This is a genomic window from Flavobacterium nackdongense (assembly GCF_004355225.1).
In the GTDB taxonomy this organism is placed as follows: Bacteria; Bacteroidota; Bacteroidia; order Flavobacteriales; family Flavobacteriaceae; genus Flavobacterium; species Flavobacterium nackdongense.
Genome location: NZ_CP037933.1, coordinates 1,124,670 through 1,149,860 on the forward strand (window position 1 = coordinate 1,124,670; position 25,191 = coordinate 1,149,860).

The window sequence follows — 25,191 nt, forward strand, 5'->3', positions numbered from 1 at the left end:
TTTCTGACTCAAATTAATTTTTAAATTCAATCCAAGTGAACTTCGATTAATAAATAGAGGATGAATTATTGCTATTTAGCGCAATCGACGGCTGAAAATTTATATTTCACGTTTTCAAAATCGATAGGAACACCTTTTTTAAAATAAGAAGTGCCTAAATAGGTCTCTATTGTACCATTTCCTAAAACAAGTTCGTTCCCCTTTCTTAAAAACGCCATCGGATTTTTGAAAACGACTTTTTCATTGGTCCCTTGTATAAAACTATAATCCACAAATAGGGTATCGCCTTTATATTCACCAGCAATTTTACCTGTTTTTACAGGCATATCGAACAATTTCATGTCCATATTCCCAGTCAATTTCCCGCTTTTCAAAGTGTTGATTTGAATGCTAACTGTGTCTTTTTCATAGATTGAAACATAGCACTGAACGCTAACGGGTTTTTCCGCTACTGCCTGATCAGCGGCATTTTTTTGATTTCTGTTACAGCTTATAAAGCCTAAACAACACAAAAGTAAACAAGGAAGAATTCTATTTCTCATTGCAGATTAAATTAAATTAGTAATTTCTGAAATTATCAGGGTAAATATAAAAAAATAGAGGCAAAAACGACCCAGTCGGTCACGAAATTTTCAACCTCAAAGAAGATTTTTAACAACAAAATAATCAAAATAAAAAAAGGAGCCATTTAGAAATGGAAATGACTCCTAATTGGTATTAAAAAATTATTTTTTATTATTTAGCGCTCTAATATAATTGACCAATTGCCAACGTTGATCTTCGGTTAGCAATTCATCATAAGACGACATCGGCGGTTTTCCCACGGTAATTTTCCAGAAAATTTCACCATCGGTTTCATTTGGAATGTCTTTTAAAGCCAAAAAATTAGCTGGTTTATTATCCATACTTAAGGCCGCTTCTCCATTCCCTTTTCCTGTAAGACCGTGGCATAAAACACACATTTGTTCGTATATGATTTTTCCCTCTGCAGTCGCTTTGCTATTTCCAGCAAATGGATTTTTTAAACCCTTAGTATATTCGGGAACTGCCCAACTTTTTTGAGCAACAATAGTAGGACTTCCGAAAAACAGTAATACGATAGCTCCTAAAAACAAATAATTACTTTTCATTGTTTCAAAGTTTAAAATTTACATAGTAAAGATACTACAGTTTTTTCAAAAAATTACTATAATTATCACGAAATTTTTAAAAAAATGCGGATATATAACAATTACTTGAATAAATGAATTCTCAATGATTACTGACAAAGGATCTAGTGGTCAATTTCATTCCGTATTAATGTTCCGTAGCGTGCTTAACAGTTATAAAATAGTTAGTTTTAAACACAAAAAAACCGCAAAAGTAGACAACTGATGCGGTTTGGATTAGGTGGGTTAAACGCTATAAAATATAATCGGTATTGATAAAATTAGACTCTTTGCTATTGAGTAAATCTTGCAAGATTTCATTGTTGTACTGATTGTCTTTTGAAGCCACAAAAGTCCTGATTGAAAAAGAACGCAATGCATCGTGAATACTCAAGGTTCCCACTGCTGAATCTTTTCGACCGGTAAACGGAAATACATCGGGCCCTCTTTGGCACGAACTATTCAAATTGACTCTCGATACTAAATTGACCAAGGTATCGATAAGCGGTGCAATGGTTTTGATATTTTGGCCGAACAAACTTACTTGTTGACCATATTGTGATTCCGCCATATCATTGAGTGGTTCTTGAATGTTTTTGAATGCAATAATAGGTACGACAGGGCCAAATTGCTCCTCTTGGTATACTCTCATTTCTTTATTGATTGGATATAAAACGGCGGGAAATATAAAATTCTGTGAACGATCTCCCCCTTTATTGTTTAGCACTTTTGCTCCCTTTGATTTTGCATCGTCAATCAATTCCTGAATATAATCAGGTTTATCCGTTTCAGGCAATGGAGTTAGAAAAACCGAAGGATCCCAAGGATTTCCATAAATTAACTCATCTACTTTTGCAGCAAATCGCTTATTGAATTCATCGACTATAGATTCGTGTACATACAAAATTTTCAATGCTGTACAGCGCTGTCCGTTAAAGGATAAGGAACCCGCAACACATTCCTGAATGGCCAGATCTAAATTGGCATCAGGCAAAATTATGGCTGGGTTTTTGGCTTCTAATCCTAAAATCAAACGCAATCTATTTTTATTCGGATGTAAATCTTGCAAAGCAATAGCTGATTTACTGTTGCCTATCAATGCCAAAATCGAAATTTTTCCAGATTTCATAATCGGCGAAGCGACTTCACGACCACGTCCGAAAAGAATATTAATTACCCCTTTTGGAAAACTGCTTCGAAACGCTTCTAATAAAGGAGAAATCAATAATACCCCATATTTGGCAGGTTTAAAAATAACCGGATTCCCCATAATCAAAGCGGGAATCAATAAAGTAAAGGTTTCATTCAAAGGATAATTGTAAGGACCTAAACACAAAACAACCCCTAATGGACCTCTACGAACCATCGCATTTATCCCTTGTACTTTTGAGAAATGAGCACTTCGACTGTTCAACTCTTTGTAACTTTCGATAGTATCATAGATGTATTCGACCGTTCTGTCAAATTCTTTTTCGGAATCGCCCAATGTTTTTCCAATTTCCCACATCAAAAGTTTTACAACTTCAGTTCGCTGGGCTTTCATTTGGAAAACAAAATTCTCCATACATTTGATGCGATCCACGACCTTCATTGTCGGCCATAAACCTTGACCATTGTTATAGGCTGAGGTGGCAGCGTCGACAGCTTCTATCGCTTCCTTTTCGCCCATAAAAGGGATTGTACCCAAAAAAGTGGGTTCGTAATCCGCTGTTGATGATATGGTGGAATACACTGAAGTGCTTTTTCCAGTCCATTTGACTAAATCTCCGTTTACTAAATAAGTATCTTGCACTAAAGGCGCATTAATTTGGTATTCCTGTGGAATTATATTCATTATTTATATGTGTAGAATTAATTATAGAAAAAAGCTGTAATACCTCCTTCTTTATGGAGAAACGATTTCGCCATCCCAGCCCAAAATTCCTCCTAACAAATTAAAAGCGTGATCAAAACCAAGGCTTTCCATTACTTCGCAAGCCTTCGCACTCCTCGCTCCCGAACGGCAGTATACATAATAATTTTTGGATTTGTCTAAGGCTTCAATTTTTTCAATAAACCCCTGCCCCTCATAAATATCGATGTTGATGGCATTTGAAATGATCCCTTCATTGCATTCATTTTCTGTTCTAACGTCTAAAATAACGGCGTTCGTATCGGCTTCATATTGTGAAACCCAATCTTCTTGTGTTAAGTCCATAGTATCTTTTTTTTGTAAAAATAGGAAGTTTTATTTTAAAAAATAGAATGACAATCTTGATAATACGCTAAACATTCAAAGAAAACGTTATCGTAAATTTAGAAATTTAACTTTTGAATATAATTTAACAAAAAATTAATATCTCGTTTGTATATACAAATAAAAATAGTAATACATTTGTACCTACAAATTACATATATACAAATATGAAAATTGAAGACGAAATAAAAAGTACAGTGCCTTTAGACAATTCCAAAAAAGTAATTTTAAATATCCTTTACACACAAAATGTGGTAACCGACAAATTAAATGAAATTTTGAAGCCTTACGATTTATCAGCTGAACAATATAATGTATTGCGAATATTAAGAGGTCAAAAAGGTTGTCCGGCGAATATGTGCTCTATTCAGGAGCGAATGTTAGCCAAAACGAGCAACACCACCCGATTGGTAGATAAATTATTATTGAAAGAGCTGGTCACAAGAGAGGTGTGTAGCGAAAATCGACGAAAAATTGAAGTGCTAATTACTACCAAGGGCCTAGAACTTTTATCTGAATTAGACCCAAAAATAAAGGAACACGAGCATTCATTTGCCAAAAACTTAAATAGAGAAGAGTTAGAAATTCTCAACGACTTATTAGAAAAATATAGAAATCATTACAATTAATTTCAAATACACTATGAACACTTTTTTAGACCATCAAAACTGGAGATACGCGACAAAAAAATTCGATTCCTCCAAAAAAATTTCAAATCAAGATTTTGAGCTTTTATTGGAAGCGATTCGTTTGAGTTCCTCCTCTTACGGTTTACAACCCTATAAAATTCTTATCATTGAAAATCAAGATTTGAGAGCCAAAATTCAGCAAGCTGCTTGGGGACAGTCGCAAGTTGTAGACGCTTCTCATCTTCTAATTTTTGCCAATCAAACGGATATTAGTGATGCTCAAATCGATGAATTCTTCGAAAACACAAGCAAAACTAGAGGAATCGAAATAGAATCACTTGCAGGATATCAAGGTTTTATGAAAAGTAAAATCAATGAATTATCTGCTGATGCAAAAAACATTTGGAACTCCAAACAAACCTATTTGGCCTTAGCCAATTTAATGAATGCTGCGGCCGAACTAAAAATTGATGTGACACCGATGGAAGGTTTTTCACCTGCCGACGTCAATGAAATATTAGGACTAAAAGAACTAGGACTAAACGCATCACTACTAGCGCCTATCGGGTATCGCCACAGCGAAGATGCAACTCAACACTATAAAAAAGTCAGAAAATCAAAAGAAGAATTATTCATCACAATTTAATTATAAACCTAAAAACAAATTTAACATTATGAAAAATTTAAAATCAATTGCATTAGCATTAGTAGTAGTTTTATCTACAGCGGCAGGAACTGCTCAAACCAAAAAAATTGATGTGTCTAAAAGTAGCATCGAATGGTTAGGAAAAAAAGTAACAGGACAACACAACGGAACCGTAAATTTCAAAGAGGGAGCAGTGGTTTTGAAAGGAAACAAACTTAGCGGTGGTAACTTTACTGTGGATATGGCAAGCCTAACAGCTACTGACCTATCTGGAGAATACCAAGGAAAATTGAATGGTCACTTGAAAGCAGATGACTTTTTTGGAACCGCTAAATTCCCAACAGCTACGCTAGTTTTCAAAAAAATCGGAACAAAATCTGCCAATGTTTATACTGTAACTGCAGATTTAACCATCAAAGGAATCACTAAGCCAGTAACTTTTGATATGACAGTTACAGGAAATTCTGCTACAACAAAATTTATGGTAGATCGTACAAAATACGATATCAAATACAACTCTAAATCTTTCTTCGAAAGCATTGGTGACAAAGCTATCTATGATGATTTCGAATTAAATGTAAAACTTGTATTCTAAATAGATACTGTGTTCATTACTCGCAAACCCCGGCAATAAAATTGTTGGGGTTTGTTATTTAACAAAATCAACAAAAAAAGTAATTTTATTTTTTTCTATTTGGATAATCAAATTTGATTTATATATTTGTGCAAGAAAATATTATGAAAACAATTACAAACAATACTTGGTGGTGGAATAATTTACGTCAATAGTCGTGAACAAAGCTCCCATAGTATAAACTATAAATACAAAAGGCTTGTCATCACGACAAGCCTTTTTTTTGATTTATAAATTGAAATTTTTAGTCATCTGCCTATCAAATAATAAAAATGAAACTATTTAAACTGCAAACCAAATACAAACAAATACTCGCTGACACGATTACACCGGTAAGCGTTTATTTCAAAATTCGGGATCGATTTCCGAATAGCTTACTTTTAGAAAGTAGCGATTATCACGGTAACGACAATAGCTTCTCGTACATCTGCTGTAATCCTATTGCATCAATCAAAATCGAAAACGAAACGATCTACAAAATCTTTCCTGACCAAACTACCGAAACCATCTTGATCGACTCCAAAACAGATATTCCGGAAGTCATTCAGGAATTTTCTGCACAGTTCCAATCGAAAAAAAATGATTTCAAATTCATCAATAACGGATTGTTTGGCTACATTTCATATGATGCCGTTCGTTATTTCGAAAAAGTGACGATCTCCAAAAAAGACGAACAAACCACTATTCCGGATGTCTTTTATGCCGTGTATCAAAACATCATTGCCATCAATCACTTCAAAAATGAAGCGTACATTTTCTGTCATAGTTTAGATGGGAAAAATAATATTTCGGAAATCGAACAATTATTACAATCTCGAAATATTGCATCCTACAAATTTAGCCGTGATGGCGAAGGTAGTTCTAATTTGACCGATGAAGAATTCAAACACAATGTTGCCTTAGCTAAAAAGCATTGCCAACGAGGCGATGTGTTTCAATTGGTTTTATCCCGACGATTTACCCAAGGCTTCAAAGGGGATGAATTCAATGTGTACCGCGCCTTGCGGAGCATCAACCCCTCGCCTTACCTATTCTTTTTTGATTATGGTGATTTCAAAATATTTGGTTCTTCACCCGAAGCACAGATTATTGTCAAAAACCGAAAAGCCGAAATCCACCCTATTGCCGGTACGTTCAGAAGGACTGGCGACGATGAAAAAGATGCTGTTTTGGCCAAAAAATTATCGGAAGACCAAAAAGAAAATAGCGAACACGTGATGTTAGTCGATTTGGCTCGAAATGATCTGAGTCGTCACGGACACGGTGTTCAGGTAGAAAAATACAGAGAAATTCAGTTCTTCTCGCACGTGATTCATTTGGTTTCGAAAGTAACAGGGCAATTACACGAAAAAGCTACCGCTATGCAAGTCGTGGCCGATACTTTCCCAGCGGGGACTTTGAGTGGAGCGCCTAAACACAGAGCAATGCAATTGATCGAAGACTACGAAAAAACCAATCGTAATTTCTATGGAGGCGCCATCGGTTTTATGGATTTTGAAGGCAACTTCAATCACGCGATTATGATTCGAACCTTCTTGAGCAAAAACCACCAATTGCATTCGCAAGCGGGTGCTGGAATCGTAGCAAGTTCCGATGAAGAAAGCGAAATGCAGGAAGTGTACAATAAATTATTAGCGCTGAACAAAGCGTTAGACTTAGCGGAGAAAATATAAGCCCCTTAACCCCCAAAGGGGGAACATTGGAAGGCTTAATTTACAACTTTAAAAAAAAAATAAAATGAATAACAACAATACATCCGCAACAACAACTCCCCCTTCGGGGGCGGGGGGGGCTATTTTAGTCATAGACAATTACGATAGCTTCACTTACAACTTGGTGCATTATCTAGAAGATTTGAATTGCGAAGTTACCGTTTACCGAAACGATGAATTCGATATCGACGAAATCTCGCATTTCGACAAAATATTGCTTTCGCCAGGACCGGGAATTCCTGATGAAGCCGGTTTATTGAAAGCTGTGATTGCCAAATATGCTTCAACCAAAAGTATTCTTGGTGTTTGCCTCGGACAGCAAGCTATCGGAGAAGTTTTTGGCGGAACCTTGTCGAATTTAGATAAAGTCTATCACGGGGTTTCATCTATGGTAAAAACTTCGGTAGATGATGAACTTTTATTCGAAGGTTTAGGAACCGAATTCGAAGTAGGTCGATACCATTCGTGGGTGGTTGATGCCAATTTGCCTGATGTTCTTGAAGCCACCTCATTCGACGAAAATGGACAAGTAATGTCGTTGCGTCACAAAACATTTGATGTGCGTGGCGTTCAGTTTCACCCAGAAAGCGTTTTAACACCAAACGGGAAGAAAATTTTAGAAAACTGGCTGAAGAATTAGTGTTCTATTTTCTGTTAGTAGTAATCAGTACCCTTTTGACAATAAAAAAAACGGATTTGAACGTGCTGGAAATACAGAATCTATGTGGATTTATTCCGGAAACGAACATTGAATACGTAGAGACGTTGCATTGCAACGTCTCTACAGCACCAAAAACAATAAAAATGAAAACAATATTAAACAGACTTATCAACCACGAAATGCTTTCGAAAGAAGAAGCCAAAAGCGTTTTGTTCAACATTTCCAAAGGAAGTTATAATCCCAGTCAAATTGCTTCATTTTTGACTGTTTATATGATGCGAAGCATCAGTATCGAGGAATTAGCCGGCTTTCGCGAAGCCTTGCAAGAATTGTGTATTAAAGTCGATTTATCCGATTATAATACCATCGATTTATGCGGAACTGGTGGTGACGGTAAGGACACTTTCAACATCTCGACTTTGGCTGCTTTTGTCGCTGCAGGAGCGGGAATTAAAGTGGCAAAACACGGAAACTATGGCGTTTCATCCATTTCTGGTTCGAGTAATGTATTGGAAAAAGTAGGGGTAAAATTCAGCAATGACAGTGATTTTTTGAAAAAATGTATCGACCAAGCTGGAATTTGTATTTTGCACGCCCCTCTATTTCATCCTGCAATGAAAAACGTAGGCCCTATTCGAAAAGAATTAGGAATAAGAACGTTTTTTAATATGTTGGGGCCAATGATCAATCCCTCTTTTCCTAAAAACCAATTGGTCGGCGTTTACAACCTAGAATTGGCTAGAAAATATGCGTATTTATACCAAAACACGGACATCAATTACACCATTTTACATTCATTAGAAGGTTATGATGAAATCTCTTTGACCTGTCCAACCAAAACGATTACAAAAAGTATGGAAGGCATTTTGAAGCCAGAAGATTTTGGCGTTCGCCAATTGTCACAAAACGAAATCGAAGGCGGAAAAACCATCGACGAATCGGCGGCAATGTTTATGAATATCATTTCAGGAATCGGTAGTGAAGCTCAAAATAATGTAGTTTGTGCCAATGCGGGAATGGCCATTGCGACGGTCACCAAATGCAGTCCGCTGGAAGGTTTTACAATTGCCAAAGAAAGTTTAGTTACTAAAAAAGGATTGGCAGCTTTAAAAAAATTACAAGAATTAAGTAAATAAAATAGTTTCAAGTTTAAGGTTTAAAGTTGATGGAATATTGAGCAACTTTAAACTTTAAACTTTAAACAAAGAAAACATTAAACAAATACTAATGAATATATTAGACAGAATCATCATTGACAAAAGGCGAGAAGTCATTCTTAAGAAATCCATCATTCCCGTTTCGCAATTGGAAGCTTCGGTTTTTTTTGAGAAAAACGCCCTTTCTTTGAGCGAAAATTTGCGACACAGCCCATCGGGAATCATCGCCGAACACAAACGTCGTTCACCTTCGAAAGCTGAAATTAATTATAGTTTCACCGTGGAAGAAGTGGTAAAAGGTTATGAAAATGCGGGCGCTTGTGGGATTTCAGTCTTAACGGACGGAAAATACTTTGGTGGTTCATTAGACGATTTACTATTGGCCAGAGCTTCAGTGAACATTCCGTTATTGCGAAAAGAATTCATTGTAGATGAATACCAAATCCTCGAAGCTAAAGCCCACGGAGCCGATTTAATTTTGCTGATTGCTGCCGTTTTGACTCGTGAAGAAATCAAAAGTTTATCCGAATTTGCCAAAGGTTTAGGTCTGGAAGTTTTATTGGAAGTGCATAATTTAGAAGAATTAGAGAAATCGATAATGCCTAGCTTAGATATGATTGGCGTGAACAACAGAAACCTAAAAACTTTCGAAGTCAGCTTGGATTTCAGTAAAAAATTGGCAGACCATATTCCAAATGATTTCGTAAAAGTTTCCGAAAGCGGTATTTCGTCCATCGAAGCCATCAACGAGCTAAAACCTTTTGGTTATAAAGGTTTCTTGATTGGAGAAAACTTTATGAAAACCGACAATGCCGGCGAAGCTGCAATGGAATTTATTTCAAAATTAATTTAAACACAAAGAACACGGAGGAAGCACGAAGCACACAAAGCTTTGTGAACTTTTCGCCTTCTTTGCGAACTTTGTGGTTAAAAAACAGTAAACTATGAAACTCAAAATCTGCGGAATGAAATATCCCGAAAATATCCTCGAAATAGGCGCGCTCCTACCCGATTATATGGGCTTTATATTCTGGGAGAAATCGGCTAGATATTTTGATGGTGCAATGCCTGATTTACCAAAATCAATCAAGAAAGTCGGGGTTTTTGTGAATGCTTCTTTGGATGAAATTTTAGATAAAATTCAAAAATACGATTTGCAAGCAGTTCAATTACACGGACAAGAATCGGTTGAATTTTGCAAAAACTTAAAAAAAAATATACCAAACCTGACAGATATCATAAAAGTTTTTTCAATTTTAGATACCTTTGACTTTGCAGAATTAAAACCCTTCGAAAAGGTGTGTGATTTTTTCCTTTTTGACACCAAGGGAAAATTGCCCGGAGGCAACGGAACCGCCTTCGATTGGAAGGTTTTGGAAAATTATCCGTCAACCAAACCGTTTTTTCTGAGTGGAGGAATTGGAATAGAAGAAATAAAAAAATTGGTAGAGATGATGCAATCCGACGTCTCTACAAAAAAATTACCCATTCACGCCATCGATGTGAACAGTAAATTTGAAATAGAACCCGGATTAAAAAATATACAATTATGTAGAGACGTTGCAATGCAACGTCTCCAAAATAAATAAAAAAAATATGTCATACAACGTTAACGAAAAAGGTTATTACGGAGAATTTGGTGGAGCATTCATACCTGAAATGTTGTATCCCAATGTAGAGGAACTACGCCAAAACTATTTAAAAATTACAGCAGAACCTGAATTCCAGGCAGAATTTGATGCCTTGCTCAAGGATTATGTAGGTCGCCCGACTCCGCTGTATTTTGCGGAACGACTGTCTAAAAAATACAATACTAAAATCTACCTCAAAAGAGAAGATTTATGCCATACTGGTGCTCATAAAGTAAACAATACAATTGGGCAAATTTTATTGGCCAAACGATTGGGCAAAACCAGAATCATAGCCGAAACTGGCGCAGGTCAACATGGTGTTGCCACAGCAACGGTTTGTGCTTTGATGGGTTTGCAATGTATCGTGTACATGGGAGAAATCGACATCAAACGTCAAGCTCCAAATGTGGCTCGAATGAAAATGTTGGGAGCCGAGGTTCGTCCGGCACTTTCAGGTTCACGAACGCTAAAAGATGCTACCAACGAAGCCATTCGCGATTGGATCAACAATCCCGTGGACACTTATTATATCATCGGCTCGGTGGTTGGCCCGCATCCTTATCCTGATATGGTGGCGCGTTTTCAGAGTGTCATTTCCAAAGAAACAAAAATACAATTGCTAGAAAAAGAAGGACGAGAAAATCCTGATCACGTCATAGCCTGCGTTGGTGGCGGAAGCAATGCTGCGGGTGCTTTTTACCATTATTTAGATAATCCTGAGGTCAATATTATTGCTGTTGAAGCAGCGGGTTTGGGTGTAGATTCGGGCGAAAGTGCAGCCACTTCTGCTTTGGGCAAAATAGGTGTCATTCACGGTAGTAAAACCTTGCTGATGCAATCAGCTGACGGTCAAATTACCGAACCCTACTCCATTTCAGCCGGATTAGATTACCCTGGAGTGGGACCTATGCACGCCAATTTATTCGCTTCAGGTCGAGCAGAATTCATCTCGATTACCGATGAACAAGCCATGCAATTTGGATTAGAACTTTCACAACTCGAAGGGATCATTCCAGCGATAGAAAGTGCCCACGCCTTTGCGGTTTTAGAACAAAAAAAATTCAAACCTTCAGACCTCGTCATTATCAATTTATCGGGACGTGGTGACAAAGATTTGAACACCTATATTGATTATTTCAAATTATAATTGACTTTAATAGAACAGTAGAATATGATAAAATTATTCACCTACGGCAGCTTGCAACACGATGATGTGCAAGAAAATCTTTTCGGTAGAGTTTTACACGGCACTCCCGAAAGAATCATTGGATATGAATTGAAAAGAATCCAAATCGAAGAAGAATTTGGAATTGTCCATTATCCGGTCATTGTAGAAACCGAAAACCCAGCCGATTTCATTGATGGAATGGTCTATAACGTAACAGAAAAAGAACTTCATCAAGCCGATTTGTACGAAGGAATGCATTACAAAAGAGTTGAAGTACACTTGAACTCCAACCAAAAAGCCTGGGCTTATAGCGCTGCCGATTTAACTCACTTTTAAATAAAACATCAAATCTGAAAATGATTTTTCGAGATTTGACAACTTTTAAAAAGTGGTCAAATCTAATTTGTAAAAACATATAAATGAACAGAATCAATCAAAAATTACAAGCAAATACCAAAATACTTTCTATCTATTTTTCAGCTGGATATCCGAATTTAAACGATACAGTACAAATTATACAAGACCTTGAAGCAAAAGGTGTCGATATGATCGAAATCGGTTTGCCATTCAGTGATCCGTTGGCCGATGGTCCCACCATTCAAGAGAGTTCCACCCAAGCTTTATACAACGGAATGACCACCCAAGTTTTGTTTGACCAACTCAAAGACATCCGAAAAAAAGTTTCCATTCCATTGGTGATTATGGGGTATTTTAATCCGATGCTGCAATATGGAGTGGAAAATTTCTGCCAGAAATGTGCCGAAATTGGCATCGATGGCCTAATCATTCCAGACCTTCCTGTTGACGTGTATGCTGACGAATACAAAGCCACTTTCGAGCAATACGGACTCAAAAACATCTTCCTGATTACACCTCAAACTTCGGACGAGCGCATTCGTTTTATCGACAGCGTATCGGACGGATTTATTTATATGGTAAGTTCGGCTAGTGTTACGGGTTCCCAATCTGGTTTTGGAAGTACACAAGAAAATTATTTCAAACGCATCGCCGATATGAACCTGAAAAATCCTCAGATAATCGGTTTTGGAATTAGTAATAAGGAAACCTTCAATCAAGCCACGCAATTTGCCAAAGGCGCAATTATAGGAAGTGCTTTCATTACAAATTTGACTGAGAATGGAGTTGAAAGTATTGGGGAATTTGTAAAAGCGATTCGATAGAAAAAATGTAAATTGATATAGATCAAGACGGCGTTTAAGGTAATTTAGACGCCGTTTTTTTTTGATTTAAAAATTACTAAGTTTTTAATAACTATAAGATTATTTTTATATATTTGAAGAACAAAATGCGAAACAAATTTCCTTTAATGTAGCCGATTTTGGTTATATACACCAAGGTTTATTTTCAATAAGGAAGTTAGTGGCAATACAACGTCATAAACGTGTTTTAAATAATAAGTATAATTACATTTTTACTATATCATAAAACTAAATTATGAAAACTTACAAACCTAAATTTAATCAGCGTTTTATTATTGTTCTATTTTCTTTGTTTTTTTTATCTTGTAATGATTCTCCTTCGGACACAATTGCTGTGAGAAATGCCAGATTTAAGGCGACAGCAAGTCACCTTTATTTACACGACATAATTAATTTTGAAGCAGCTGACACTTTAGGAAAAACTAATTATCATTGGGATTTTGGTGACGGAACAAAATTAATAAGCGGATACAAAACGACACATAGATTTGACATACCGGGAACTCATTACGTAAAACTTGAAATCAATGGCCTAGTTACTTCACAAAAAGTTATAGTTTACCCTGGTAATGTAAGCTATCAAATAAAAAACGAAAGCTCCCGTGAACTAGATATTCTTTCGTATGTAGACAACATGCATAATGGAACTTCATTTAGGAAGGAACTAAATTCTAAAAATATTTCTGACACTCTTTATGCTAAAACAGAAGTTTATGGAGCTAATGCCACTTTTTTGTTGGGAACGTCAATTTTTATCCAAAATCAAGAATATACCAGGTATAATATGAATTGGATTAAAAACAGTAAGCACAGCATATTATCAATATCAGATACTACTAAAATTATTAAAAGAGTTGGTGCTGACTTAAGAGGTGCTGTTGAATTAAAAAGTGTTTATTAATTTTCTTAAAAAAGTTAAGTAGGTACAATCCCCCGCTAGCGCGAGCTTCTAGCTCGTGAACACCAACAAAAGCTAAATGGGCACGAGCGTGACGCTCGCGCCAGCAATGAAAATATGAAAAAAATACTATACGTTGTAATCTTATTGTTTTCAATTGGAAATATATTTTGTCAAACAGAAAATCTTAATCAAGGTAAATATAAATTTGCAAAAAGAGTTTTTGAAAAAGAGTATTTAAAAACTGCTTACGAAAAGTTTGACGGGAAAATCATAATTGTAAATGATTTTACAATTAAATATGACGAAAAAACATTAAATATTCCGAATTTAAAGGAAGAATATAAACTGATTTTCACCAAAGGCATTTTTTATCCAAACATTGTTATGGGCAATGAAATTACTGAAATTAAAACAAAAGCTGAAATCGATAAAATGACCAAAGACGAAAAAATATTTTATAATATGACCCGAACTGATTCACTTGCTATTGGTGCTTTTGATGAATTGCCTTTACTAAATCCAAATTTTAAAACTAAACGATTTCTAATTTGGATTTTTAGAAATGGAGAAATGAATCCAACGGAATGGTATTTTGAATTACAAAATGCAAATGCCACTAAAGAAACAGAACTGAAAGAATTTATAAAAAAAGCAAAATTAACATTCTGTAAAAGTGGTACAATAATCATATAGACGAACGGCGAACAGCCCCCGCTAGCGCGAGCTTCTAGCTCGTGAACACCAACAAAAGCTAAATGGGCACGAGCGTGACGCTCGCGCCAGCAATAATATATACAAAGAGGCCTAAAAAAAGCCTCTTCATAATTTCGATAGCATAAAAAATCAATAACTTTCCGCCACCACCTCGGGATCAAATTCCATTGCGTCATCCATTTCTACCGCATTATTTTCAGTTTTGGAAGCTTTGAGTGCATTAAACTTTTCCATTTGCTCCAATTCGTCTTCATCGCCAGAGAAATAAGGAAAAACATCCATAATCGGAGATTCAGAAATAGCAGGAATAGTATAGTCGCCCATTGTTCCTTTCATTACTTCAATAGTGTTGTCGTAAGCTTCTTTTACATCGTTGGCTTGGACCAATACATACATATTCGTCTTGCGCTCTTTGCCGCTTTCTTCGTCATAAGCCATTAATGAAACTCTGGATTTAAACCAGCGATCGGCATTTTCGAAAGGATGAATTTCGGCATAATTCGCTACTTTGATGTTCGTGATTTTAAATTCTTCACTAACGTAAGCCTTCATTTCTTCGTTGATTCTGGATTCCGCTTCGGTATAGGATAAGGCATCTACCAAATACGGTTCGGTTGTAACCTTTTGTGCTCCAATATCATCTGTTTTTCTGTATTTTACTTTGCATTCGTACCACATTCCACTCATAATTTATTTTTTTTAAGGATGCCAAAGATAGAAGAAAGATTTTAGATTTTAGACTTCGGATTTTAGATTATAAAACAATATATTGGCAACTTTAGATTTAAAAAAAAGCAAAATAAATCCCTTAGTATTTATTCCAACAAAATCTAAAATCTAAAATCCGAAATCTAAAATCACTTTGCTTATCTTTGCCCTTTCAAAAAATTTTTTATGGAAACTGTTTTAGAAAATGCATTACCTACGGGAAAGCCAAAATGGTTGAGAGTGAAACTCCCTATTGGTCAAAAATATACAGAACTTCGTGGCTTGGTTGACAAATACAGCCTGAACACTATTTGCACCTCGGGAAGTTGCCCGAATATGGGCGAATGCTGGGGCGAAGGAACAGCAACTTTTATGATTTTGGGAAATATTTGTACGCGTTCTTGTGGATTTTGCGGCGTAAAAACCGGACGACCAGAAACTGTGGATTGGGATGAGCCGGAAAAAGTAGCACGTTCCATCAAAATAATGAACATCAAACACGCCGTAATCACAAGCGTGGATAGAGATGATTTGAAAGATGGCGGTTCGATAATTTGGATTGAAACGGTAAAAGCCATTCGCAGAATGAACCCAAACACCACTTTAGAAACATTAATCCCCGATTTTCAAGGTATTGAAAGAAATATCGACAGAATCGTCGAAGCCAATCCAGAAGTAGTTTCACACAACGTGGAAACCGTTCGAAGATTGACTCGTGAAGTCCGCATTCAAGCCAAATACGACCGAAGCTTGGAAGTGTTGAAATACTTGAAAGAAAAAGGAATCAACAGAACCAAATCGGGAATTATGTTAGGTCTTGGCGAATTGGAAGAAGAAGTTTTCCAAACGATGCGCGATTTACGCAATGCCAATGTGGATATTGTAACCATTGGACAATACTTACAGCCAAGCAAAAAACATTTGCCGGTAAAAGAATTCATAACACCGGAGCAATTTGCCAAATATGAAGCCTTCGGACTGGAATTAGGATTCCGTCACGTAGAAAGTGGTCCGTTAGTTCGTTCTTCTTATAAAGCGCAAAAACATATTCTTTAAAATGTTTAATCGGTTAATTGTTTAACCGTTTAATCGATTAACCAATTAACCATACAACTTTGAAAACAAGAATTGCTATAAACGGTTTTGGAAGAATTGGGCGAAATTTATTTCGTTTGCTACTGAACCATCCCTCCATCGAAGTGGTCGCGATTAATGACATCGCCGATACCAAAACGATGGCGCATTTGATTAAATACGACAGCATCCACGGGGTTTTGCCTTTCGAAGTTTCGTTTGATGAAAAGGGAATAATCGTTGACGGAAAACACTTCTTGTTTTTCCACGAGAAAAGCATTTCGAACCTCGATTGGAAATCTGCCAACATTGATGTTGTGGTGGAGAGTACGGGGAAATACAGCACTTTCGACGAAATCAATGCTCACATATTGGCTGGAGCCAAAAAAGTAATTCTCTCCGCTCCTTCCGAAGTTGAAGAAATAAAAACGGTGGTTTTGGGTGTCAACGAAAAAATTCTGGACGGAACCGAAACCATTATTTCGAACGCCAGTTGCACCACCAACAACGCTGCGCCGATGATCAAAATCATCAACGAATTGTGCGGAATTGAACAAGCCTACATCACCACCATTCACTCTTATACCACTGACCAAAGTTTACACGACCAACCGCACAAAGATTTGCGTCGCGCTCGTGGAGCAAGTCAATCCATCGTTCCAACGACAACCGGTGCAGCTAAAGCATTGACCAAGATTTTTCCAGAATTTGAAGGTAAAATCGGAGGTTGCGGAATTCGTGTTCCTGTGCCTGATGGTTCATTGACCGATATTACTTTCAATGTAAAACGTGCTGTGACCATCGAGGAAATCAATGCCGCTTTTAAATTGGCTTCCGAAAAAAATTTAAAAGGAATCTTGGCCTATACGGAAGATCCGATTGTTTCTGTGGATATTATTGGCAATAGAAATTCCTGTTTGTTTGATGCTCAACTCACATCAGTAATTGACAAAATGGTAAAAGTCGTGGGCTGGTATGACAATGAAATTGGTTATTCATCAAGAATTATAGATTTAATTATTTTAACAAATTAAAAATATTTCAATACCTTTATCTTTCTTTTAATAAGAAAATCATATCAACTAATGAAATCATTTGCATTAATTGCATTATTAATCACTACAATATCCTTTTCTCAAAAGCAAAAGCCCAATGAGAGAATTGATAGTATTGGCTATTACAGCGATTTGCGCAAATCAGCCATTAAAGCCAATAAATACAAAGACGCCCTTTTGTATACTCAAAAATCCATACATTTTTCAAAAGACAATAACAATACGGCAGCACTCGCGAATGAAACCTATCAGTTGGGAAAACTGTATTATGAGGTCAAAAAATATGACGATGCGATCAAATCATTCAATAATAGCCTCAGTTATTTTAAAACCTTATCTCCCTCAAATACCTATGCCTTAACGTACTATTATCTTGGTAGGTGTTATATGCATAAAAGAAGTTTCAACAATGCTGAAATTTCATTTACAAAAGCGCAACAATTATTCGATTTCCTAAAGATTCCGGACAGTGCGGAAGTTTTGAGCGTGCAAAAGGGCATCATTTACAAATCAAAAAATAAATTCGAATTAGCCTCGGCTACTTTTGGCGAAATAATTGTAAAACCAGATAATCCGCTGATTTTAGATAGCAAAGCCGAAGCATTATACCAAATCGGGACTATTGAAATGGCGCAAAATAGGAATATTTTGGCTTTAAATTATTTCAAAAAAGCCCTGGAATTGAATTCCAAAGACACCAATTTGGAACAAAAATCAACCATATTGATGGCCTTGAGTACGGTCTATGAAAATATGTTGGATAAAAATAGCGCCTACACTTATTTGAAACAACACACCAATTTAGAAGAAAGTATTGCCATATCCGACAACGAAAAATTAGGAGTCGATGACTATGAAAGTTTCAAAGAATCGGAACGTTTGAAAGAGTTAGAACAGATTACTGAAAAAAACAAGCAACAAGAAAAAGCCAGTAAATTTTCGAAACTGATCAGCATCCTGGCCATAGCACTGATTTCGATTTTATCGTTACTAAGTTTGTCTTTGTACAAGAATAATATCATCCGAACACAATCGAATAAATTATTAGAAGAAAAAAACAAAGAGTTGATTATTGCTAAGGAAAAAGTAGAAAAAGCATCCAATGCCCGATCAGAATTTTTATCGACAGTAAGTCACGAACTTCGAACTCCTTTGAACGCCATCAATGGAATCACGCACTTATTGCTGGAAGAAAAACCAAAAAAATCGCAATTACATTATTTAGAATCGTTGAAATTTTCGGGCAATTACCTCACTAAATTTATCAACGATATTTTAGAAATAAATAAAATTGATTTCAACAAAATTCAGATCGACAACATCAACTTCAACCTCAAGCAATTATTAGTGAATATGCAAAGTTCACTTAAGGAATTGGCTGTAGAAAACCAAAATGAATTTAGCTTTACCATCGATCCCGATATTCCGAATTATCTTATTGGCGACACCACAAAACTATCTCAAATTTTATTGAACCTAATCAATAATGCCTTGAAGTTTACCAAAAATGGAGCGGTAATGGTTACGGTACAATTGCAATCATTGGTTGGGGAAAAGGCGCAAATCTATTTTGAAGTTAAGGATAACGGGATTGGTATTCCGGAAGATAAACTAGAAGCGGTATTCGATAGTTTTTCGCAAGGTTCGATTGATATCAACCGCAAATATGGGGGAACAGGTTTAGGATTGACCATTGTTAAAAAATTAGTGACCTTATTGGGAGGAGAAATAAGCCTTAAAAGTCAAGTAAAAGAAGGTTCTACATTTTCATTTGAAATACCCTTCAAAATAGGAAAAAAACCGAAAGAAAACAGTTCAAAAACTTCAGAAATAGATACAAATACCTTTATTAACAAGAAAATTTTAGTGGTCGAGGATAATAAAATCAACCAGATGATCACCAAGAAAATGCTTGCTAATAAAGGAATAGAATGTGAACTAATCGACAATGGAGAAGAATCAATAAAAAAGTGTGAAAACTATAAATTTGATTTGATCTTGATGGACGTTCATTTGCCAGGAATAAACGGTACGATAGCTACGCAACACATTAGAAAATTCGACACCATAACACCAATCATTGCACTAACGGCCATTTCATTGAATGAAAATAGAGAAATGCTATTGTCGTTTGGGATGAACGATGTGATTACCAAACCATTTGTCCCTGAAGATTTTTATGGCGTTATTTCGAAATATATTTAAGAAATTCTAATACTTAAGAATCAATTCCTTAATCAAAATTCTCACATTAGGTTCCGCTTTTTTGGCAGCTTCAAGTACTTCATCGTGCGAAACTGTTTCGATACTTTCCTCATTGCCCATATCGGTAATTACCGACAGACCAAAGCATTCCATATCCATATGCCGGGCCACAATCACCTCAGGAACAGTAGACATTCCAACACAATCAGCACCAAGAATTTTGACCATTTTGTATTCGGCTAGCGTTTCGAATGTTGGCCCCTGAAGCCCAAGATAAATACCGTCTTGAACCGTTATTTTAAGTTTTTTAGCCAACGCTTTGGCAACAGAAATCATATTATTTGAAAAGGGTTCACTCATATTCAAAAAACGAGGGCCAAAACGTTCGTCATTTTTACCTCGCAAAGGATGTTCCGGCATCATATTGATTTGATCTTTCAAAATGACAATAGATCCCACCTCATAATTTGGATTTACCCCACCGGAAGCATTCGAAACCACTAATTTTTCGACTCCTAAATATTTCATTACACGCACGGGAAAAGTAACCTCTTTCATGGAATAGCCTTCATAAAAATGAAAACGGCCTTGCATAGCAACGACTTTTTTAGTTCCAATTGTACCAAACACCAGAGCACCTTTGTGTCCCTGAACCGTCGAAACAGGAAAATTCGGAATTTCGTGATAGGGTAAAGTATGTTCTATTTGAATATCCTCTGTAAAACTACCCAAACCTGAACCTAAGATGATACCATATTCTGGAGTGAAATTGGTTTTTTCTTTTATAAAACTAACGGTTTCTTGTACTTGCTCCCACATAATTCAAAGTGTATTTTCTAATTTATAACTGTACAAAGATGCAAAAAACGGTTTAAGTTTGGCCGATTATTCAGAAAGTAATTTATCAACATTGATGACCAACGCACTCCAGTTTTTACCAAATAATTTCCAGCTTCTTGCCTTTTTTCAAACGGACAGCCTTATTTTTATTTCCAGAAATCAGAGTTGTTTCGCCTCCATTTTTTGAAAAAATCGTCACTTTTTTTAGACTTTTGTCGTTCCATTCCAATGCAATTTCAAATCCACCTCGGGCACAAATTCCTCTTACAGAACCGCTTTCCCAAGCATCTGGCAAGGCTGGGAGCAAACGAATTTCATTTTCATTGGACTGAACCAACATTTCAGCAACGGCAGCGGCTCCACCAAAATTCCCGTCAATTTGAAACGGCGGATGCGCATCGAATAAGTTGGGATACGTCCCTCCTCCTTGTCTGGGTTTCTCCGTTTTCTTCCCGTCAGGATCAACATAACGAAGCAATTCACGATACATTTTATAGGAACGATTGCCGTCCCAAAGTCGTGCCCAGAGATTGATTCGCCATCCTTTGGACCAACCTGTGGTTTCATCACCTTTTATTTCCAAAGTTTGTCGGCAAGCATTGGCCAATTCAGGAGTTTTCAATGGCGAAATATGATTTCCGGGAAACAAACCGAATAACTGTGATTGATGACGATGCTTGGGGTCTTTATCCTCCCAATCGAAATACCATTCTTGCAAATTTCCCTTTTTTCCAATTTGGTACGGATGTAATTTGGATAGTGCCGTTTCGAGTTTTACTCTAAATTCGGAATCCACATTCAACTCTTTAGAAGCTTTGATAGTTTTGTCGAAACATTCTCTAATCATTGCCAAATCGGCTGTTCCGCCATACAGCGTTGCTCCTACAAAACCATCGGGAGTTAGGTATTGATTTTCCGGCGAGGTCGATGGCGAGGTGATTAAAATGCCATTTTTATCTTCAACCAACCATTTCAAGCAAAATTGAGAAGCGCCTTTCATCATTTCGTACCCCTCATTTTTAAGATAATTTTTATCTTGGGTAAATACATAATGTTCCCAAATATGGGTACTCAACCAGGCTCCAGCCATATTCCAACACGCCCACATCGGTTCTTCTTTTCCAAATTGCCCAACAGGATTGGTCATCGCCCAAATATCCGAATTATGAGCAGCAGCCCAACCTTCATCAACTCCGTAAAAAGTCTTAGCAGTGACTTTTCCGGTTACCGAAAGGTTTTTGATGAAACTCAAAAGTGGTAAGTGCATTTCAGAAAGATTGGTATTTTCGGCTAGCCAATAATTTTCTTCCAAATTGATATTCATCGTATAATTACTGCTCCAAGGTGCATGCAGGTGCGGATTCCAAAGTCCTTGCAAGTTGGCCGGAACACCCAAAGTTCTGGAGCTACTGATCAGCAAATATCGTCCAAAATTGAAATATAAAACTTCCAGATTCTTGTCTTCAATTCCTTCGGAATAACGCAACAAACGTTCATCGGTTGGCAAATTAGGAGCGGTGGTTTTTCCTAAATTTAAGGTAACTCGATTGTAAAATTTTTGATAATCGGAAATATGGTTTTGTTTTAATTTATCGAATGATTTTGAAAAGGCTTTGTTCAAATTATCTAATGCAATAGATTTGTCATTCAATCCCTCGGTAGCAGGATTTTTGTCGAAACCATTAAAACTGGTGGCAATTGAAACATATATTAAAGCTTCGGTTCCGTTTTTCAATTCCAAACTAGAACTAGAACTTGTGAGTGTTCCATCCACATTTTTGATTTTTATCAAACTCGTAAATCGTGTTCCTCGTTCTTTTTCCAAAAGAAAAGTTGGCACAACTTCGTAACCGGCGTTTTCGTGAATGGGCGCCACGCCATTCATTGAAAGCAAATTGTTTTTGATTTGGGTTTCAAATTTCAATAAACTGCTGGAATTAATATCGAAATTCAAGGCTCCTTTTTGACTACTGCACAGCCGAATAATCATCATTTTATCCGGTGCCGAAACAAAATATTCCCGAGTAAATTTTACGCCATCTATTTCATAACTCACTCTTGAAATAGCGTTGGAAATATCCAGTTCTCTATAATAATTGCTGGCTTTTCCGGTGTGATGGTTGTTTATTTCCAATGTTCCCAATGGCGAATACGACTCGGAGTTTTTGCCTTGAATTTTTTTATTCAATTCTTCTGCGAGTTTATAATTTTCATTTTTCAATGCTTCACGAACAGCTGGCAAATTCTTGTATGCCTCGGGGTTCATCGTCGTATTTACAGGTTCTCCCGACCAAAGTGTGATGTCATTCAAATAAATTTTATCGGAATTGACCCCTCCAAAAACGGTTGCACCTTGTTTTCCATTGCCTAATACTAAACTTTCTTCAAAGAAATTTGCTGGTTGTTTGTACCATAAAATATGGGCGGACTGAGCGGTAACTTTGCCATAAAAAAATAAAAAAGACAGTATAAAAAGAAGTTTTTGTATGTGATTTGTTTGCATCTAAAATTAAATTTGTCATGAAAATATATGTATTCCTCTGAATGAAAATATTATAGACTGCTTACCATTTCCTGCTGCCCAATTGTATCAATTTGACCCTGTTATTTACGAAAAACTAAGCCAGAAAGGATTTAATTTTGAGGTTTAATTGGCATTGATTCGATAAAATTTATAATACGCTTATCGAAATTTTCACTTGCTGAAATAAAGGAACTTCTAATAGGCAAATAATACAATTGTTTATTCAATAATTTGCCTTTCAACCGTACATAATCTTTTTCGGTAGTAATAATAATCTTGTTTTGTGCTTTGTTTCTAATTGCCAACAAATCATTTTCGGTAAAATGATGATGATCAGGAAAAACTAATTTCTCATCATTTGTATTCTCTAAATATTTGAAAAATGGTTCTGGTTTTGCAATTCCAGCCAAAAGTAATTTATCCACATTCTTGATTTCGCTCACTTTTATCGATTTATCTTCTGAATAAACGGAATCGTCATAATCGATATAGGAAAAATATAACTGTTGATTGGAATCCAATTGCAATTTAGCTTCAATTTTATTTTGTTCTTCAAGCGAAAGATTCGCAGGACATTTAGTAACAATAACCACATTAGCTCTTTTTGCTCCGCTCCTACTTTCTCGCAAATTTCCTGTTGGTAACATAAAATCGTCCGAATACAAATCTCCATAAGAAGTCAACAAAATATAAAAACCAGCTCTCACTTTACGGTGCTGAAAAGCATCGTCTAGCAAGATAATATCGGGTCTAGCTGATGGAGAAAGCAATTGTTCAATACCGTTTTTTCTATCTGCATCAACTGCTACCTGAATATTTTTGAATTTTGAATAATACTGAAAAGGTTCGTCGCCAAGGATTTTAGCATTCGAACTGGAGTCAGCCAAAATGAAGCCTTTGGACTGCCTTTTATAGCCGCGACTTAATGTGGCTATTTTGTATTTTGGCGAAAGCAATCGAATTAAATATTCGATTTGAGGGGTTTTTCCAGTGCCACCAACGCTGAGATTTCCAACGGCAATTACGGGAACATCAAAAGAATAGGATTTAAGAATGCCTTTGTCGAAAAGAAAATTCCGAATACTGGTAATGAATCCATATAAAATGGCAAAAGGAAAGAGTATTTTTCGAACTAAATTCATAATACGAAAGTATACTATTTTATCATTATAAAAAAGTTGAACTTTTAATTCGTTAACTTTGTTTTTCGAAATAAAAATGAAAATGAAAATCAAAGAAATAAATTCTGTACTCGAAGAAATGGCGCCACTTGCCTATGCCGAAGATTTTGATAATGTAGGCTTATTGGTTGGAAATAAAGACTCGGAAGCCACAGGAGTTTTGGTTTGCCACGATGCTTTAGAAAGTGTGATTGACGAAGCTATTGCCAAAAACTGCAATTTGGTAGTTTGTTTTCATCCCATTCTATTTTCAGGTTTGAAAAAAATTACTGGCAAGAATTATGTAGAACGTTCCCTCATCAAAGCTATTAAAAACGACATCGCTATTTACGCCGTTCACACCGCTTTGGACAATCATCAAGAAGGAGTGAACAAAATATTTTGTGATGCTTTGGGTTTAACCAACACAAAAATCCTTATTCCGAAGTCGAATTTTATTCGAAAATTAGTGACATACACCATTCCAGAAAATGCCGACAAACTCCGAAACGCCTTGTTTGACGTTGGTGCAGGAAACATTGGCAACTACGAAAATTGTAGTTTCAATTCGAAAGGCATTGGCACTTATATGGGTAATGAGCACAGCAATCCCGAATTTGGAGAACGTTTTGAATTTATGGAAAGTGATGAAATTAAAATCGAACTGACTTTCGAAAAACATTTGGAAAACAAAATTCTGAAAGCCCTATTCAAAAATCACGTTTACGAAGAAGTAGCGTATGAAATTTATGAATTGCAGAACAAAAATCAAAATATTGGCTTGGGAATGATTGGAGAATTGCAAGATCCAATGGAGGAAAATGATTTTCTACACTTTGTAAAAGACAAAATGCAAGCAAATGGCATTCGACATAGTGCGTTTTTAGGCAAACCTATAAAAAAAGTGGCCGTCTTGGGAGGTTCTGGAAGTTTTGCCATTAAAAATGCTATTCAGGCGGGAGCCGATGCTTTTTTGACCGCCGATTTGAAATATCACCAATTTTATGAAGCCGAAAATCAATTAATTTTGGCCGATATTGGTCATTTTGAGAGCGAACGCTATACAAAAAATTATATTGTTGATTTTCTTCGGAAAAAAATCCTTAATTTTGCAATCGTTTTATCAGAAGAAAATACAAATCCAGTTAAGTACTTATAGACAATAGAA

General features: G+C 36.2%; 25 protein-coding genes. 17 read left to right on the forward strand and 8 right to left on the reverse strand.

What is annotated here, in order from left to right:
• Positions 1-71: 71 nt before the first annotated feature.
• The 4 genes from E1750_RS04415 to E1750_RS04430 all read right to left on the reverse strand — a co-directional run bounded on the left by E1750_RS04415 (position 72) and on the right by E1750_RS04430 (position 3,345).
• A complete protein-coding gene (locus tag E1750_RS04415) occupies positions 72-542 on the reverse strand; it encodes a hypothetical protein (RefSeq protein WP_133275605.1) in 471 nt (156 codons plus the stop codon).
• A gap of 183 nt (positions 543-725) precedes the next feature.
• Entirely contained in the window at positions 726-1,130 is a 405-nt protein-coding gene (locus E1750_RS04420) for a c-type cytochrome (RefSeq protein WP_133275606.1), read from the reverse strand.
• 271 nt (positions 1,131-1,401) lie between these two features.
• Entirely contained in the window at positions 1,402-2,982 is a 1,581-nt protein-coding gene (locus E1750_RS04425; protein WP_133275607.1) for an NADP-dependent glyceraldehyde-3-phosphate dehydrogenase, read from the reverse strand.
• A 51-nt stretch (positions 2,983-3,033) separates the two neighbouring features.
• Entirely contained in the window at positions 3,034-3,345 is a 312-nt protein-coding gene (locus E1750_RS04430) for a rhodanese-like domain-containing protein (RefSeq protein ID WP_133275608.1), read from the reverse strand.
• 206 nt (positions 3,346-3,551) lie between these two features.
• Here E1750_RS04430 and E1750_RS04435 point away from each other — a divergent pair, with 206 nt between their 5' ends.
• The 13 genes from E1750_RS04435 to E1750_RS04495 all read left to right on the forward strand — a co-directional run bounded on the left by E1750_RS04435 (position 3,552) and on the right by E1750_RS04495 (position 14,436).
• On the forward strand, positions 3,552-4,013 hold the full coding sequence (locus E1750_RS04435; RefSeq protein WP_133275609.1) for a MarR family winged helix-turn-helix transcriptional regulator: 462 nt from the start codon (positions 3,552-3,554) through the stop codon (positions 4,011-4,013).
• 13 nt (positions 4,014-4,026) lie between these two features.
• A complete protein-coding gene (locus tag E1750_RS04440) occupies positions 4,027-4,659 on the forward strand; it encodes an NAD(P)H-dependent oxidoreductase (protein ID WP_133275610.1) in 633 nt (210 codons plus the stop codon).
• A gap of 28 nt (positions 4,660-4,687) precedes the next feature.
• Positions 4,688-5,254, forward strand: a complete 567-nt coding sequence (locus E1750_RS04445) for a YceI family protein (RefSeq protein WP_133275611.1) — start codon at positions 4,688-4,690, stop codon at positions 5,252-5,254.
• Between the two features lie 311 nt (positions 5,255-5,565).
• Entirely contained in the window at positions 5,566-6,966 is a 1,401-nt protein-coding gene (locus tag E1750_RS04450; protein WP_133275612.1) for an anthranilate synthase component I family protein, read from the forward strand.
• A 64-nt stretch (positions 6,967-7,030) separates the two neighbouring features.
• The gene (locus E1750_RS04455; RefSeq protein ID WP_133275613.1) at positions 7,031-7,645 is read left to right on the forward strand and encodes an anthranilate synthase component II; all 615 of its coding nucleotides are present in this window, start codon (positions 7,031-7,033) and stop codon (positions 7,643-7,645) included.
• Between the two features lie 164 nt (positions 7,646-7,809).
• Complete coding sequence (gene trpD, locus E1750_RS04460) at positions 7,810-8,802, forward strand: anthranilate phosphoribosyltransferase (RefSeq protein ID WP_133275614.1); 993 nt, start codon at positions 7,810-7,812, stop codon at positions 8,800-8,802.
• Between the two features lie 91 nt (positions 8,803-8,893).
• The gene (trpC, locus tag E1750_RS04465) at positions 8,894-9,676 is read left to right on the forward strand and encodes an indole-3-glycerol phosphate synthase TrpC (protein WP_133275615.1); all 783 of its coding nucleotides are present in this window, start codon (positions 8,894-8,896) and stop codon (positions 9,674-9,676) included.
• A gap of 91 nt (positions 9,677-9,767) precedes the next feature.
• A complete protein-coding gene (locus E1750_RS04470) occupies positions 9,768-10,412 on the forward strand; it encodes a phosphoribosylanthranilate isomerase (protein WP_133275616.1) in 645 nt (214 codons plus the stop codon).
• A gap of 7 nt (positions 10,413-10,419) precedes the next feature.
• Positions 10,420-11,601: a tryptophan synthase subunit beta gene (gene trpB, locus E1750_RS04475; protein WP_133275617.1), complete on the forward strand. Its 1,182-nt coding sequence runs from the start codon at positions 10,420-10,422 to the stop codon at positions 11,599-11,601.
• A gap of 24 nt (positions 11,602-11,625) precedes the next feature.
• Complete coding sequence (locus E1750_RS04480) at positions 11,626-11,958, forward strand: gamma-glutamylcyclotransferase family protein (protein WP_133275618.1); 333 nt, start codon at positions 11,626-11,628, stop codon at positions 11,956-11,958.
• A gap of 83 nt (positions 11,959-12,041) precedes the next feature.
• Positions 12,042-12,803 (forward strand): tryptophan synthase subunit alpha, encoded by a 762-nt coding sequence (trpA, locus tag E1750_RS04485; RefSeq protein WP_133275619.1) that lies wholly within the window; start codon positions 12,042-12,044, stop codon positions 12,801-12,803.
• A 274-nt stretch (positions 12,804-13,077) separates the two neighbouring features.
• Positions 13,078-13,743 carry a PKD domain-containing protein gene (locus E1750_RS04490; protein ID WP_133275620.1) on the forward strand — a complete coding sequence of 222 codons (666 nt, stop codon included), beginning with the start codon at positions 13,078-13,080 and terminating at the stop codon, positions 13,741-13,743.
• 114 nt (positions 13,744-13,857) lie between these two features.
• Positions 13,858-14,436 (forward strand): hypothetical protein, encoded by a 579-nt coding sequence (locus tag E1750_RS04495; RefSeq protein ID WP_133275621.1) that lies wholly within the window; start codon positions 13,858-13,860, stop codon positions 14,434-14,436.
• A 150-nt stretch (positions 14,437-14,586) separates the two neighbouring features.
• Here E1750_RS04495 and E1750_RS04500 read toward each other — a convergent pair whose 3' ends face one another.
• The gene (locus E1750_RS04500) at positions 14,587-15,144 is read right to left on the reverse strand and encodes a DUF4494 domain-containing protein (protein WP_133275622.1); all 558 of its coding nucleotides are present in this window, start codon (positions 15,142-15,144) and stop codon (positions 14,587-14,589) included.
• A gap of 207 nt (positions 15,145-15,351) precedes the next feature.
• On the opposite strand from E1750_RS04500, the gene lipA reads away from it, so the two are divergent.
• Genes lipA through E1750_RS04515 form a run of 3 tightly spaced genes read left to right on the forward strand, consistent with a single transcriptional unit; the run spans position 15,352 to position 19,499 of the window.
• Positions 15,352-16,221 (forward strand): lipoyl synthase, encoded by an 870-nt coding sequence (gene lipA / locus E1750_RS04505; protein WP_133275623.1) that lies wholly within the window; start codon positions 15,352-15,354, stop codon positions 16,219-16,221.
• 59 nt (positions 16,222-16,280) lie between these two features.
• Positions 16,281-17,273, forward strand: a complete 993-nt coding sequence (gap, locus tag E1750_RS04510) for a type I glyceraldehyde-3-phosphate dehydrogenase (RefSeq protein WP_133275624.1) — start codon at positions 16,281-16,283, stop codon at positions 17,271-17,273.
• Between the two features lie 51 nt (positions 17,274-17,324).
• Entirely contained in the window at positions 17,325-19,499 is a 2,175-nt protein-coding gene (locus E1750_RS04515) for a tetratricopeptide repeat-containing hybrid sensor histidine kinase/response regulator (protein WP_133275625.1), read from the forward strand.
• 6 nt (positions 19,500-19,505) lie between these two features.
• Here the strand turns inward: E1750_RS04515 and E1750_RS04520 are convergent, their stop codons facing one another.
• From E1750_RS04520 to lpxK, 3 genes are all read right to left on the reverse strand, one after another.
• Positions 19,506-20,318 (reverse strand): purine-nucleoside phosphorylase, encoded by an 813-nt coding sequence (locus E1750_RS04520; RefSeq protein WP_133275626.1) that lies wholly within the window; start codon positions 20,316-20,318, stop codon positions 19,506-19,508.
• A gap of 115 nt (positions 20,319-20,433) precedes the next feature.
• A complete protein-coding gene (locus E1750_RS04525) occupies positions 20,434-22,842 on the reverse strand; it encodes a glycoside hydrolase family 95 protein (RefSeq protein WP_133275627.1) in 2,409 nt (802 codons plus the stop codon).
• 131 nt (positions 22,843-22,973) lie between these two features.
• The gene (gene lpxK / locus E1750_RS04530; protein WP_133275628.1) at positions 22,974-24,005 is read right to left on the reverse strand and encodes a tetraacyldisaccharide 4'-kinase; all 1,032 of its coding nucleotides are present in this window, start codon (positions 24,003-24,005) and stop codon (positions 22,974-22,976) included.
• Positions 24,006-24,087: 82 nt separating this feature from the next.
• Here lpxK and E1750_RS04535 point away from each other — a divergent pair, with 82 nt between their 5' ends.
• Positions 24,088-25,182 carry a Nif3-like dinuclear metal center hexameric protein gene (locus E1750_RS04535; protein ID WP_133275629.1) on the forward strand — a complete coding sequence of 365 codons (1,095 nt, stop codon included), beginning with the start codon at positions 24,088-24,090 and terminating at the stop codon, positions 25,180-25,182.
• Positions 25,183-25,191: the final 9 nt, after the last annotated feature.

Excerpts from the sequence above, each read along its gene's own strand:
- E1750_RS04415 (WP_133275605.1), bottom strand. The coding sequence starts at position 542 with ATGAGAAATAGAATTCTTCCTTGTTTACTTTTGTGTTGTTTAGGCTTT.
- E1750_RS04420 (WP_133275606.1), bottom strand. The coding sequence starts at position 1,130 with ATGAAAAGTAATTATTTGTTTTTAGGAGCTATCGTATTACTGTTTTTC.
- E1750_RS04425 (WP_133275607.1), bottom strand. The coding sequence starts at position 2,982 with ATGAATATAATTCCACAGGAATACCAAATTAATGCGCCTTTAGTGCAA.
- E1750_RS04430 (WP_133275608.1), bottom strand. The coding sequence starts at position 3,345 with ATGGACTTAACACAAGAAGATTGGGTTTCACAATATGAAGCCGATACG.
- E1750_RS04435 (WP_133275609.1), top strand. The coding sequence starts at position 3,552 with ATGAAAATTGAAGACGAAATAAAAAGTACAGTGCCTTTAGACAATTCC.
- E1750_RS04440 (WP_133275610.1), top strand. The coding sequence starts at position 4,027 with ATGAACACTTTTTTAGACCATCAAAACTGGAGATACGCGACAAAAAAA.
- E1750_RS04445 (WP_133275611.1), top strand. The coding sequence starts at position 4,688 with ATGAAAAATTTAAAATCAATTGCATTAGCATTAGTAGTAGTTTTATCT.
- E1750_RS04450 (WP_133275612.1), top strand. The coding sequence starts at position 5,566 with ATGAAACTATTTAAACTGCAAACCAAATACAAACAAATACTCGCTGAC.
- E1750_RS04455 (WP_133275613.1), top strand. The coding sequence starts at position 7,031 with ATGAATAACAACAATACATCCGCAACAACAACTCCCCCTTCGGGGGCG.
- trpD (WP_133275614.1), top strand. The coding sequence starts at position 7,810 with ATGAAAACAATATTAAACAGACTTATCAACCACGAAATGCTTTCGAAA.
- trpC (WP_133275615.1), top strand. The coding sequence starts at position 8,894 with ATGAATATATTAGACAGAATCATCATTGACAAAAGGCGAGAAGTCATT.
- E1750_RS04470 (WP_133275616.1), top strand. The coding sequence starts at position 9,768 with ATGAAACTCAAAATCTGCGGAATGAAATATCCCGAAAATATCCTCGAA.
- trpB (WP_133275617.1), top strand. The coding sequence starts at position 10,420 with ATGTCATACAACGTTAACGAAAAAGGTTATTACGGAGAATTTGGTGGA.
- E1750_RS04480 (WP_133275618.1), top strand. The coding sequence starts at position 11,626 with ATGATAAAATTATTCACCTACGGCAGCTTGCAACACGATGATGTGCAA.
- trpA (WP_133275619.1), top strand. The coding sequence starts at position 12,042 with ATGAACAGAATCAATCAAAAATTACAAGCAAATACCAAAATACTTTCT.
- E1750_RS04490 (WP_133275620.1), top strand. The coding sequence starts at position 13,078 with ATGAAAACTTACAAACCTAAATTTAATCAGCGTTTTATTATTGTTCTA.
- E1750_RS04495 (WP_133275621.1), top strand. The coding sequence starts at position 13,858 with ATGAAAAAAATACTATACGTTGTAATCTTATTGTTTTCAATTGGAAAT.
- E1750_RS04500 (WP_133275622.1), bottom strand. The coding sequence starts at position 15,144 with ATGAGTGGAATGTGGTACGAATGCAAAGTAAAATACAGAAAAACAGAT.
- lipA (WP_133275623.1), top strand. The coding sequence starts at position 15,352 with ATGGAAACTGTTTTAGAAAATGCATTACCTACGGGAAAGCCAAAATGG.
- E1750_RS04515 (WP_133275625.1), top strand. The coding sequence starts at position 17,325 with ATGAAATCATTTGCATTAATTGCATTATTAATCACTACAATATCCTTT.
- E1750_RS04520 (WP_133275626.1), bottom strand. The coding sequence starts at position 20,318 with ATGTGGGAGCAAGTACAAGAAACCGTTAGTTTTATAAAAGAAAAAACC.
- E1750_RS04525 (WP_133275627.1), bottom strand. The coding sequence starts at position 22,842 with ATGCAAACAAATCACATACAAAAACTTCTTTTTATACTGTCTTTTTTA.
- lpxK (WP_133275628.1), bottom strand. The coding sequence starts at position 24,005 with ATGAATTTAGTTCGAAAAATACTCTTTCCTTTTGCCATTTTATATGGA.
- E1750_RS04535 (WP_133275629.1), top strand. The coding sequence starts at position 24,088 with ATGAAAATCAAAGAAATAAATTCTGTACTCGAAGAAATGGCGCCACTT.